Below are 11,803 nucleotides of genomic sequence, written 5' to 3'. Positions count from 1 at the left end.
TGGTTGGCCGGATCCTTGCCGTGCCCTTTTGGCGCGCCCTTAGGGCTGGCCGCGTCTGTCCAGGAACGACCCGAGGGGCGGGCCGGGCCACGCGGTCAGGGGGCGTGGGCGGCCCACCCCTCGGGGGATGGGGGCGCGGCGGCTGCCGCGGCTACTGCCGGGTCATCCGGCCGGGGATGTCCGGGTGGTGCTCCAGCCAGGCGGTGACGGCCTCGTCCTCGTGGCCCTGGCCGCGGCGCTGGATCTCGGCCTCCAGACTGCCGAGCTCGTCCTCGCTCATCCGGAAGTTCTTGATCCACTTCGTGAGCTGGGGGTAGCGCTCGGGGAACTCCTCGTTGGCGATGGTGCGGATGGTGTCGCCCTCGCCGAAGAGCTTCCTGTCGTCGGTCAGCTTGGTGAGGTCGTACCGGCTGTACGCCCAGTGCGGTGACCACAGGACGACGGCGACGGGCTCCTTCTCGGCGTAGGCCCGCTTGAGTTCGGCGAGCATCGCCGGGGTGGAGCCGTCGACGACCTTGTACTCCTTGTCCAGGCCGTAGCCGGGCAGGACCTTGGTCTTGAGCAGGTTCATCTCGCCGGTGCCGGGCTCGATGCCGATGATCTTCCCGTCGAACCGGTCGGCCTTGCCCTTGAGGTCGGCGAGGGACTTCACGTCCTTGACGTAGGACGGCACCGCGATCTCCAGGGAGGTGGGCGAGTACCAGGAGCCGAGGTCCTTCAGCCGGTCCTTGCTCTTGTCCCAGAAGTTGGCCTGCGCGTACGGCAGCCAGGCGTCGAAGTTGACGTCGAGGTCGCCGGAGGCGAGGCCGGTGTAGACGGGGCCGACGTCCATCTGCTTCAGGTTCAGCCGGTAGCCGCGGCGCTCCAGCACGTGCTTCCACAGGTGGGTGACGGCGACGTCCTCGTCCCAGGGGAACCAGGCCACGTCGACGGGCCGCTTCGTCTCGGCGGCGGCCTGTCCGCCGGGCACGGGGGCGAGCTTGTCGACGAGGCCGGGGTTCTTCTTCAGCCAGGCGCGCACGGCGTCCTGCTGCTTGCCCTTGCCGGCCTTGTTGATCTCGGCTTCGAGGCTGGTGAGCTGCTTCTCGTCGAGCTTGAAGCCCTTCAGCCACTTCGCGACGACGGGGTTGTCGCCGGCGAAGCCCTGGCGGGCGAGGGTGTGCACGCCGTCGCCCTTGCCCCAGGCGCCCTTGGGGTCCTTCAGCTTCTTCAGGTCGTAGTCGTTGTACGCCCAGTGCGGCGACCAGAGCGGGACGACGATCGGTTCCTTCTTGCCGTAGGCCCGCTTCAGCTCGGCCAGCATGGCCGGGGTGGAGCTGTCGACGACCTTGTACTCCTGGTCCAGGCCGTACGCCTTGAGGACCTTGCTCTTCAGCAGGGCGGTCTCGCCGGCGCTGGACTCGATGCCGGTGATCTTCCCGCCGAACCGGGCCGCCTTGCCCTTGAGGTCGGCCAGCGTGTCGATGTCCTTCATGTACGCCGGGACGGTCAGCTCCAGGGAGGTGGGGCCGTACCAGGTGCCCAGGTCGTCCAGGCGGTCGCCGTACTTCTTCCAGTACTGGGCGTGGGTGGTGGGCAGCCAGGCGTCGGTCTGGAAGTCGACGTTGCCGGAGGCGAGGGACGTGTAGAGCGGTCCGGCGTCGAACTGCTTGGCGTCGACCTGGTAGCCGCGCTGTTCGAGGATCTCCTTCCACAGGTAGGTGGAGGCGACGCCCTCGTCCCAGGGGATGTAGCCGATGGTGACCTTCTTGCCCTGCCCGACGTCCTTGCCGCCGGTGACGGCCGTGGGGGCGCTGCCGGAGCCGCCGAACACGCCCATGCCGCCGGCGACGAGGCCGAGGACGACGACACCGACCATGGCGATCTGGGGGCGGGGCCGGTAGGACCAGATCCGCAGTCCGCCCGCGGCGGCACGCGCGCGTGCGGCGGCGCGGCGGCCGAGCGGGGAGACCTGGGTGCCCAGCGCGCTGGTCATGCGGTCGAGGTAGATCGCGAGGATGACGATGGCGACACCGGCCTCGGAGCCGAGGCCCACGTCGAGCTGGCCGATGGCCTCGTTGACGTCGCCGCCGAGGCCGCCGGTGCCGACCATGCCGGCGATCGCGGCCATGGACAGGCCGAGCATGATGACCTGGTTGACGCCGGCCATGACGGTGGGCAGCGCCAGCGGCAGCTGGACCCGCAGCAGGGTGTCGCGGGGCGTGGTGCCGAAGGCCTCGGCGGCCTCCACCAGTTCCCGGTCGACCTGGCGGATGCCCAGCTCGGTCATGCGCACGCCTGGGGCGAGCGCGAAGATCAGGGTGGCGACGATGCCGGCGGAGGCGCCGGTGCCGAAGAACAGGATCGCCGGGATGAGGTAGATCATCGCGGGCAGCGTCTGCATGAAGTCGAGCACCGGCCGCACCAGGGCGCTGACCCGGTCGGAGCGGGCGGCCCAGATGCCCACGGGCACCGAGATCACCAGGGCGATGACGGTGGCGACGAGGACGAGCGCGAGGGTCACCATCGCGTCGTCCCACAGGTCGAGGGAGTCGATGAAGGCGAAGCCCACGAAGGTGAGGACTCCGGCGAGGGTGCCGCGCAGCCAGAAGGCGAGCACGGCGAGGATGCCGGCGAGCAGCAGCGGCTCGGGCGCCTGGAGGACGGCTTCGAGGGCGTCGTAGGCGCCGGTGAAGACGGTCTTGAGGAACTCGAAGAGCCAGGAGACGTGGTTCAGCAGCCAGTCGACCGCGTCGTTGACCCAGTCGCCGAGGGGGATCCTAGGCATGGACGACCACCTTCTCCCCGCCCTTGTCCCGCCGGTTCTCGCAGGTGCCGGGGGTGCCCTGCTCGTCGCCGAGGAAGCCGACGAGGCGCTGCCGCGGCACGACGCCGACGAGCTTGCGCCGGCCGTCCCGCCGGCCGTCCAGGACCGCGACGGCGTGCGGGACGCGGGCGCTGATCGCGCACAGCTCGGTGAACGGTGTGTCGGGGGTGGCGGTCTCACAGGCGCAGTCGGCCTCGTCGCCGCGGACGTCGCGGTCCATGACGGCACCGGCGGTCAGCACGCGGGAGCGGTCGACGTCCTGGGTGAAGGAGGCGACGTAGTCGTCGGCGGGGCGCACGAGGATGTCCTCGGCCGTGCCGGTCTGCACGATGCGGCCGTCGCGCATGACGGCGATGCGGTCGCCGAGCCGCATGGCCTCGTTGAGGTCGTGCGTGATGAAGACGATGGTCTTCTTCAGCGTCTTCTGCAGTTCCAGCAGCTGGTCCTGCATGTCGCGGCGGATCAGCGGGTCCAGCGCGCTGAAGGACTCGTCCATCAGCAGCAGGTCGGCGTCGGTGGCCAGGGCGCGGGCGAGGCCCACGCGCTGCTGCATGCCGCCGGACAGCTCGTCGGGCCAGGACTTCTCCCAGCCGGCCAGGCCGCACAGGGCGAGCGCCTCGTCGGCGCGGCGTTCGCGCTCGGCGCGGGGCACGCCCTGCACTTCCAGGCCGTAGGCGGCGTTGTCACGGACGCTGCGGTGCGGGAAGAGCGCGAAGTGCTGGAAGACCATGCTGATCTTGGTCGAGCGGACCTTGCGCAGCTCGCGGCCGGAGAGCGCGGTGAGGTCCTGTCCGTCGAAGCGGACGTGGCCCGCGGTCGGCTCCAGCAGTCCGTTCAGCATGCGCAGCAGCGTGGACTTGCCGGACCCGGACAGGCCCATCACGACGAAGATCTGGCCCGGGTCGACGGTGAAGGAGGCGTCGATGACGGCGGCGGTGGTGCCGTCCGCGCGCAGCTGCTCGCGGTCGGCTCCGTCGCGCAGCCGTCGGACTGCCTCCTGGGGTCGTCTCCCGAACACCTTGTACAGATGCTCGGCCTCCAGCCTTGATGACACAGGTACCTCTTGGTCTCGACGACAACGACAGGAGCGAGGCCCGCTGCGCCCGTCCAGACGGTTGAATGTGCAACCGGCATCGCTCCGACGCGGCGCCTGCCCTCTTGCCCCCGGCACAAACGCACAAGTGGGCCAGTTCACGGCGGTGCGCCTGACGCAACGCGTTGCACCGCGACGGCCGCTGTCGGTGCCGTGCGGCATGATGCGAACGTGACCGGACGACTGATGCTCCTCGACACCGCCTCGCTCTACTTCCGCGCCTATTTCGGCGTCCCGGAGTCCGTGAAGGCCCCGGACGGCACGCCGGTGAACGCCGTGCGCGGGCTGCTGGACTTCATCGACCGCCTGGTGAAGGACCACCGGCCGGGGCACCTGGTGGCCTGCATGGACGCCGACTGGCGGCCGCAGTGGCGGGTGGAGCTGATCCCCTCCTACAAGGCGCACCGGGTGGCCGAGGAGCACGCGGCGGGCCCGGACGAGGAGGAGGTGCCGGACACGCTGTCGCCGCAGGTGCCGGTGATCGAGGCGGTCCTGGACGCGCTCGGCATCGCCCGCGTCGGCGTCGAGGGGTACGAGGCGGACGACGTGATCGGCACGTTCACCGCGCGGGCGAAGGGCCCGGTCGACATCGTCACCGGCGACCGCGACCTGTACCAGCTGGTGGACGACGCGCGCGGGGTGCGGGTGCTGTACCCGCTCAAGGGCGTGGGGACGCTCCAGACGACCGACGAGGCGATGCTGCGCGAGAAGTACGGCGTCGACGGCCCCGGCTACGCGGACCTGGCGCTGCTGCGCGGCGACCCGAGCGACGGCCTGCCGGGCGTGCCCGGCATCGGCGAGAAGACGGCGGCGAAGCTGCTGGCCGAGTTCGGTGACCTGGCCGGGATCATGGCGGCCGTGGACGATCCGAAGGCGAAGTTGACGCCGTCGCAGCGCACCCGGCTGAGGGAGGCGCGGCCGTACGTCGCCGTGGCGCCGCGCGTGGTGAAGGTCGCCGACGACGTCCCGCTGCCCGAGGTCGACACGGCGCTGCCGCACGCCCCGCGCGACCCGGCGGCGCTGCGGGAGCTGGCGGTGCGCTGGGGGCTGGGCGGGTCACTGGAGCGGCTGCTGACCACCCTGGGCGCGTAGCCAAGCGTGCCGCCGGGGGGACTGCTCCGCCGCCCCTCGGGAAGTCGGTCACCGAGGGGCACCTCACGGACTTCTGATCGGAAAGGCGTTCACTTGGGCGAGAGATGCTAACTTAGGTAAGCCTAAGCATGGAGCGCATGGGAGGCCGTCATGGCAGAACGTCCGGCACGCGGGCCGCGCAGGACCCACTCGGCGCAGGTCGTGCGCACGGAGCGGCTGACCCCGCACATGCAGCGCGTGGTCCTCGGCGGCGAGGGACTGGCCGAGTTCACGGCGGGCACCTGCACCGACCACTACGTCAAGCTGCTGTTCGCGCCGGAGGGCGTCACCTACCCGGAGCCGTTCGACCTGGAGCGGATCCGCGCGGAGCTGCCCCGCGAACAGTGGCCGGTGACCCGCACGTACACCGTGCGCTCCTGGGACCCGGAGCACCGCGAGCTGACGCTGGACTTCGTGCTCCACGGCGACGAGGGCCTCGCAGGCCCGTGGGCGGCGCGGGTCCGGCCGGGCGAGACGATCCGCTTCATGGGCCCCGGCGGCGCGTACGCCCCCGACGCGGGCGCCGACTGGCATCTGCTCGCCGGTGACGAGAGTGCGCTGCCCGCGATCGCCGCCGCGCTGGAGGCGCTGCCCGAGGGCGCCGTCGCCCATGCGTTCATCGAGGTGGCCGGGCCGGAGGAGGAGCAGAAGATCGACTCCGACGTGGACATCGTCTGGCTGCACCGCGGCGACCGGCGGCTCGGGGAGCGGCTCGTGGAGGCCGTGCGCGCGCTGGAGTTCCCGGCGGGCCGGGTGCACGCGTTCGTGCACGGCGAGGCGCACTGCGTGAAGGAGCTGCGCCGGCTGCTGCGGGTGGAGCGCGAGGTGGCCCGCGAGGACCTGTCCATCTCCGGCTACTGGCGTCTCGGCCACACCGAGGACGGCTGGCAGGCCTCGAAGCGGGAGTGGAACGCCCGCGTGGAGGCCGAGCAGGAGGGCACCGCGTCGGCCGCGTGACGCCGGGCGCCGTACCCTGGGCGGCGGCGGGACGCCGTACCGCCGGGCGGCGCCGACCGCCGTTATCCCGGATCCCCGGCCCTGGACCCCGATGAGACGCCGCACGCCCGCACCGCCCTCCCCCCTCCCCCAGCGCCACGGTGTCGATCCCGTGCGCGTGCGGCTGCCCGGCACGGGGAGCTGGGCGACCGTGCGGGACCATCTGGTCGAGCGACTCAGCGGCGCCGGGCCCGGTGTCGTCGAGGGGATGTTCGACGCGGGGCTGATCGTCGGCGCCGACGGGCGGCCGGTGGCGCCGGACGCGGCGTTCGTGCCGGGCATGTTCGTGTGGTTCCACCGCGAGCTGCCGCCGGAGGCCCCGGTGCCGTTCGCAATCGAGGTGGTGTACCGGGACGAGCACATCGTCGTCGCCGACAAGCCGCACTTCCTCGCCACCACCCCGCGCGGCAGCCATGTCACCGAGACCGCGCTGGCCCGGCTGCGCCGGGACCTGGACGTGCCCACGCTGACCGCGGCGCACCGGCTGGACCGGCTGACGGCCGGGCTGGTGCTGTTCACCGTGCGCCCCGGGGAACGCGGCGCCTACCAGACGCTGTTCCGCGACCGGCGGGTGCGCAAGGCGTACGAGGCGGTGGCGCCGTACGACCCCTCGCTCGCGCTGCCCGCGACCGTGCGCAGCAGGATCGTCAAGGAGCGCGGGGAGCTGACCGCCCGCGAGGTGCCCGGTGAGCCGAACGCGGTCAGCAGGATCGAGCTGGCCGAGCACCGCGCCGACGGCCTGGCCCGCTACCGGCTGCTGCCGGCCACCGGCCAGACCCATCAGCTGCGGGTGCACATGAACGCCCTCGGCGTTCCGCTGCTGGGCGACCCGCTGTACCCGGAGGTGGCCGCCCCCGTCCCGGCCGGCGACTTCCGGCGCCCGCTGCAACTGCTCGCGCGGGAGCTGGAGTTCACCGATCCGGTGACGGGGGCGGAGCACCGCTTCCGCAGTACGCGCACCCTCGCGGCGTGGTCGTCGTACGCCGACTGGGCCGCCGGGTGACCGGCCGCGGCCGTCAGTAGCCGCGCCACCAGCGCAGGAACCGCCGCCACGCACCGAGCGGGCGCTCCGGCTCCGCGACCGGGGCGGGCACGACGGGCAGCCGCGGCTCCACGGGCCGTTCGGGCTCCGGGTCCGGCAGCGGCCCGGCCGGCGAGGAGTCCGCCATGATGTCGCTGACCTGCCACGGCGGCCGGGGCGGCGCGACCGAGCCGTGGCTCGGGGCCGCCATGACGTCCTGCTGCGGTTTGGGGTCGAACCGCACCGGCAGCTCGATCAGATGCCGGGAGGAGATCGACTCGCGGTAGCCCAGCTCCTCCTCCTCGCAGTCGAGCTGGACGTCGGGCAGCCGCATCAGCAGCGCGTCGACACCGACCTCGGCGATGGCACGGCCGATGTCCTGGCCGGGGCACTCGTGCGGGCCGCCGCCGAAGGCGAGGTGGGAGCGGTTGCCCTTCATGTTGGCGCTCAGGTCGGGCCGTACCCGCGGGTCGATGTTGCCGGCGGCGGGCGCGAACAGTAGCCCGTCGCCCCTGCGGATGCGCTTGCCGCCCAGCTCGGTGTCCTGCTTGGCGTAGTAGGCGAAGACGGTGCTGAAGGGCGGTTCGTCCCACAGGGACTGCTCGACCGCCTCCATGACCGTCATCTGGCCGCCGTTGAGCCGGGCGTAGAAGCGGTCGTCGGTGATGACCATGCGCAGCGCGTTGGCCAGCAGGTTGGCGGTGGCCTCGTAGGCCGCCATCAGCACCAGCCAGAGGTGTTTGGTGACCTCGTCGTCGGTGAGGCCGGCCGGGTGGCTGATCAGCTGGCTGGCGAAGTCCTCGTCCAGCTCCTTGCGGCGCCGGGCGGTCAGCTCGCCGAGCTTCTCCATGACGTAGGCGTGGCTCGCGATGGCGGTCTCGGTGCCCTTGAGCATGTCGCGGGCGGCCTGCACCATCCGGTCGTTGTACTCCTCGGGCAGGCCGAGGATCTCGCACATCACGGCCATCGGCAGGTGGTCGGAGAACTGGCTGACCAGGTCGGCGTGGCCCTTCTCGCAGAACCGGTTGACGAGCCGCTGGGTGTAGCGGTTGATGTACCGGCGCAGGCTGCGGTGGTCGATGGTGGACATGGCACGCATGACCGCGCCGCGCAGCCGCTGGTGCTCCTCGCCCTCGGCGTAGGAGCAGATCGGCTCCCACGCGATGTGCGGCATCAGGGGGTGGTCGGGTTTGATCCGGCCCTCTCTCAGCGGGGTCCAGATGCGGCTGTCGCGGCAGTACTCCGTGGGCGTGCGCACCATGTGCAGGTTCTCGGCGTGGCCGAGGACGATCCACATCGGTACGTCGTCGTGGAGCAGGACGGGCGCCACGGCGCCGTGCTCCTCGCGCAGTTCCTCGTACAGGTCGCCGAGGTTCTCCGCGCCGGGGCCGTACAGCCGGGTCAGCCCGCCCGGCCCTCGGTCGTGGGCGGGGCAGCCCGGCGGTGGGGCGAGGGCGGGGTCGTCCGTGGTCGTTCCGGGGTGTTCAGGCGTCACGGGGGTCGCTCCGGGAGCTGTGGTGGTGTCAGGGGGGTCAGGTGAGGTTGCCGTTCGCCATCAGCGCGTGCAGGAAGCGCATCAGGGTCACCAGCACGTCGCGGCTGGAGGCGCGGCGGCGCGCGTCGCACTCGATGATGGGGATCTCGGGTGTGAGGTCGAGCGCCTGGCGGAGGTCCTCGACGGCGTAGCGGGGTCCGTCGGGGAAGGTGTTGACGGCGACCACGAAGGGCACGCCGCGCTCCTCCAGCCGGCCCATGACCTCGAAGCTGACCTCCAGACGGCGGGTGTCGACGAGGACGACGGCGCCGAGCGCGCCCTCGAACAGGCCGTTCCACAGAAACCAGAAGCGTTCCTGGCCCGGGGTGCCGAAGAGGTACAGCACCACCTCGTCGGAGATGCGGATGCGGCCGAAGTCCATCGCCACGGTGGTGGCGGTCTTGGTGGCGGAACCGAAGTCGTCGTCGACTCCGATGCCGGCCTGGGTCATGGTCTCCTCGGTGGTCAGCGGTTTGATCTCGCTGACCGAGCCGACCATGGTCGTCTTGCCGACGCCGAAGCCGCCCACGATGACGATCTTCGCGGCCGCCTGGGTGGAGTGGGGCAGCTGGTCCTCGGCCCGTGGTCCGGGGACGGTCTCAGAGGCTTTCACCTGCGGTGCCTTTCACGTGCAGTGCCCGCCGGCCGCGGCGCCCTGCGCGGGCGCTGCGGTGCGGGGTGCCTGGTGCGGTGTCGGTCACGTCGTCAGAGCCGTTCCAGTCCATGCATCACCGCTTCCAGGAGGGACCGGTCGGGCAGCGTCTGGCGCACGATCGGGGCGCGGGCGTGCACGGTTCCGGCCGCCAGCATGTCGGTGAGCAGCACGGTCATCGCGCTGAACGGCAGCCTCAGGTAGGCGGACAGCTCGGCGACGGACAGCGGGCCGGCGCACAGCCGCAGCACCGCGGTCTCCTCCGGGGTGGCGGAGGAGGGCGGGTCGGCGCGCGCCACGATTAACGTGACCAGGTCGAGCTGGGCACGGTCGCCGTCCGTGCCGGTGATGGTGTACAGCCGTTCCGGCTTCTTCGGCTCTTCCTCCTGCCCGGCCGCGGCCGGCTGCTGCCGTGGCGACGGCGGGGGCGGAGGGGGCGGCTCGGGCCGGCGCCTCTGGCGTTGCGGAGGCGTCATACGCTCTGCCCGTTGCGGCGGGGCGGGCTGGTCAGGTGGGCGCCGATGCGGACGACGAGGTCGCGCATGTAGTGGCTCATCAGGCCGGGTTCGCACACCATGTCCGACAGGACCGCGAGGTAGGCGTTGGCGCCGGCGGCCATCAGATAGAAGTAGCCGCCGTTGAGTTCGACGAGGACGAGCTTCATCTCGCCGTCGGTGGCGGGGATCTCGTCGGCGACCGCGGTGACCAGGCTCTGCATGCCCGCGCAGGCCGCGGCAACGCGGTCGGCGGCGTCGGGGTCGCCGCCGTACCGGGCGATGCGCAGGCCGTCGGCCGACAGCACGACGATCATCTCGATGCCGGGCGCGCTGTTGTACAGATCCCTGAGCATCCAGTCGAAGTTCTGTCGCTGCTGGATCACGTGAGATCCCCTTCGTCCTCGGCCTCGGGGCGGGCCGTGTCGTTGATCAGGTAGGTGAACTTCTCGGGGTGGCGGGTGAACTCGGTGGGGTCGGCGCCCTCGGGCAGGCCCTTGCGCAGGCCCTCCCAGAAGGACTCCACCCACAGGCCGGGCGGCCGGTCGTCCTTCTTGACCTCGGTCCTGGCGGCCTCCGCCTCCTGCCGGGCCTGGTGCTGCTCCCAGACGGTCGGCCGGCCCTCGCGCTTGGCCTCGGCCTCCTCGCGGTACTGCGCGATGATGCGCTCGCTGATCGGCGTCTGGATCTTGCGGCGGCGCTGCGGGAGGCCCTTGTCGGTCCATTCGGTGACGATCGGCACCTCGTCGTCGTCGAGGGAGATGTCGGCCGGGATGCGCGGGTTGGTGGGCCGGCGGCGCTTGGGCGGGCGCTTGGGGCCCTCGACGCCGTCGGTGTCGGCGGTGGGCAGCGAGGTGGCGCCGATGCCGTGCGCGTAGCCGGGCGCGGGGTCGGAGGTGACCATCTCGCGGGGCACGACGAGGACCGCCTTGGTGCCGCCGTACGCGGAGGGGCGCAGGGAGATCTGCATCTTGTACGCGGTGCACAGACGGCCGACGACCGCGAGGCCGAGCCGCGGGGCCTCGCTGATGGCCTGAAGGTCCTCGGCCCGCTTGGCCTGCTCGATCAGTTCCTCCAGGCGCAGCCTGGCCTCTTCGGTGAGGCTGACGCCGGAGTCCTCGATCTCGATGGCGATGCCGGTCTGCACCTCGGTGGCGGTGACGTGGACCTTGGTCGTCGGCGGCGAGTAGCGGGTGGCGTTGTCGAGGAGTTCGGCGCAGGCGTGGATGACCGGCTCGACGGAGATGCCGCGGATGTTGACCTTGGCGATGTTGTCGAGGGAGATCCGCGGGTATTCGAGGATGCGCGACATCGCGCCGCGCAGCACGCTGTAGAGCGGCACGGGCAGCGGCCACTGGCGGCCGGGCCGGCCGCCGCCGAGGACGGCGACGGAGTCGGCGAGGCGGCCGATCATCGAGGTGCCGTGGTCGATGCGCAGCAGGTCGTCGAAGACCTCGGGGTTGCGGCCGTGGTCCTCCTCCATCTCCCGGAGTTCCTTGGCCTGCTGGTGGACGATGGCCTGCACGCGGCGGGCGACGCTGACGAAGGAGCGCTGCGAGGAGTCCCGCAGGGCCTCCTCGAACTCGACGATGCGCAGCAGGGTCTTGATGACTTCGAGCTGCGCCGGGGAGAGCGCCCGGAAGTGTGGATTCTCCAGGGAGAGTTGACGCAGTACCTCTCTCGGGGAGTTTCCCCGGTGCATCCGGTCGATCGCGGCGGGCAGATGCTCCCGGGCGAGGCGTTCGTTGTCCTCCTCGTGGGAGGCCACGCGCTGTTCCAGGTACGCGACGCGCCGGGCGTGTTCGGCCCGCGCCGTCCGCAGCAGACGCCCGCGGCGCACCGCCTCGGCGGCCGTCGTGAGGACCAGCAGCGTGGCGAGGGCGCCGCACAGGCCGACGGCGGTCCGGGCCGGCTGCGCCACCAGGGCGACGGCGGCTCCGGTCGCCGCGGCCATCGCTATGGCGGGCAGCAGCAGCACGCGCGCGTCAGGGAGTTCGCGGCTACCAGGAGGGGATTGGACTCTCACCATGTGAACCCTCTGGGATTTCGGAAGATTTGGGGAACAAGTGCCCGAAT

10 protein-coding genes are annotated in these 11,803 nt (G+C 71.7%); 3 read left to right on the top strand and 7 right to left on the bottom strand.

The window, feature by feature from the left end; genetic code table 11:
- Nucleotides 1-151 precede the first annotated feature (151 nt).
- Nucleotides 152-2,767: an ABC transporter permease/substrate binding protein gene (locus IE308_RS30165; RefSeq protein ID WP_190220343.1), complete on the bottom strand. Its 2,616-nt coding sequence runs from the start codon at nucleotides 2,765-2,767 to the stop codon at nucleotides 152-154.
- On the bottom strand, nucleotides 2,760-3,860 hold the full coding sequence (locus IE308_RS30160) for a quaternary amine ABC transporter ATP-binding protein (RefSeq protein ID WP_190220342.1): 1,101 nt from the start codon (nucleotides 3,858-3,860) through the stop codon (nucleotides 2,760-2,762). The genes IE308_RS30165 and IE308_RS30160 overlap by 8 nt, the downstream gene beginning before the upstream one ends.
- Nucleotides 3,861-4,085: 225 nt before the next feature.
- On the opposite strand from IE308_RS30160, the gene IE308_RS30155 reads away from it, so the two are divergent.
- The 3 genes from IE308_RS30155 (at nucleotide 4,086) to IE308_RS30145 (ending at nucleotide 7,029) form a co-directional block, all read left to right on the top strand.
- Complete coding sequence (locus IE308_RS30155; RefSeq protein WP_190220496.1) at nucleotides 4,086-4,991, top strand: 5'-3' exonuclease; 906 nt, start codon at nucleotides 4,086-4,088, stop codon at nucleotides 4,989-4,991.
- A gap of 150 nt (nucleotides 4,992-5,141) precedes the next feature.
- Nucleotides 5,142-5,987 (top strand): siderophore-interacting protein, encoded by an 846-nt coding sequence (locus IE308_RS30150; RefSeq protein WP_190220341.1) that lies wholly within the window; start codon nucleotides 5,142-5,144, stop codon nucleotides 5,985-5,987.
- A gap of 91 nt (nucleotides 5,988-6,078) precedes the next feature.
- A complete protein-coding gene (locus IE308_RS30145; RefSeq protein WP_190220340.1) occupies nucleotides 6,079-7,029 on the top strand; it encodes an RluA family pseudouridine synthase in 951 nt (316 codons plus the stop codon).
- Nucleotides 7,030-7,042: 13 nt separating this feature from the next.
- Here the strand turns inward: IE308_RS30145 and IE308_RS30140 are convergent, their stop codons facing one another.
- From IE308_RS30140 to IE308_RS30120, 5 genes are all read right to left on the bottom strand, one after another.
- Complete coding sequence (locus IE308_RS30140; RefSeq protein ID WP_110627031.1) at nucleotides 7,043-8,542, bottom strand: cytochrome P450; 1,500 nt, start codon at nucleotides 8,540-8,542, stop codon at nucleotides 7,043-7,045.
- A gap of 37 nt (nucleotides 8,543-8,579) precedes the next feature.
- Nucleotides 8,580-9,194, bottom strand: a complete 615-nt coding sequence (locus tag IE308_RS30135; protein WP_110627032.1) for a GTP-binding protein — start codon at nucleotides 9,192-9,194, stop codon at nucleotides 8,580-8,582.
- 92 nt (nucleotides 9,195-9,286) lie between these two features.
- Nucleotides 9,287-9,709 (bottom strand): DUF742 domain-containing protein, encoded by a 423-nt coding sequence (locus IE308_RS30130; protein ID WP_110627033.1) that lies wholly within the window; start codon nucleotides 9,707-9,709, stop codon nucleotides 9,287-9,289.
- Nucleotides 9,706-10,113, bottom strand: a complete 408-nt coding sequence (locus tag IE308_RS30125) for a roadblock/LC7 domain-containing protein (protein ID WP_110627034.1) — start codon at nucleotides 10,111-10,113, stop codon at nucleotides 9,706-9,708. The genes IE308_RS30130 and IE308_RS30125 overlap by 4 nt, the downstream gene beginning before the upstream one ends.
- Nucleotides 10,110-11,756, bottom strand: a complete 1,647-nt coding sequence (locus tag IE308_RS30120; protein WP_190220339.1) for an ATP-binding protein — start codon at nucleotides 11,754-11,756, stop codon at nucleotides 10,110-10,112. The genes IE308_RS30125 and IE308_RS30120 overlap by 4 nt, the downstream gene beginning before the upstream one ends.
- Nucleotides 11,757-11,803: the final 47 nt, after the last annotated feature.

Source organism: Streptomyces griseosporeus, from assembly GCF_014656055.1.
GTDB classification, from domain to species: Bacteria; Actinomycetota; Actinomycetes; order Streptomycetales; family Streptomycetaceae; genus Streptomyces; species Streptomyces griseosporeus.
The sequence above is the reverse complement of the archived record's forward strand: the minus strand, read 5'-3'. Positions and strand labels throughout refer to the sequence as shown.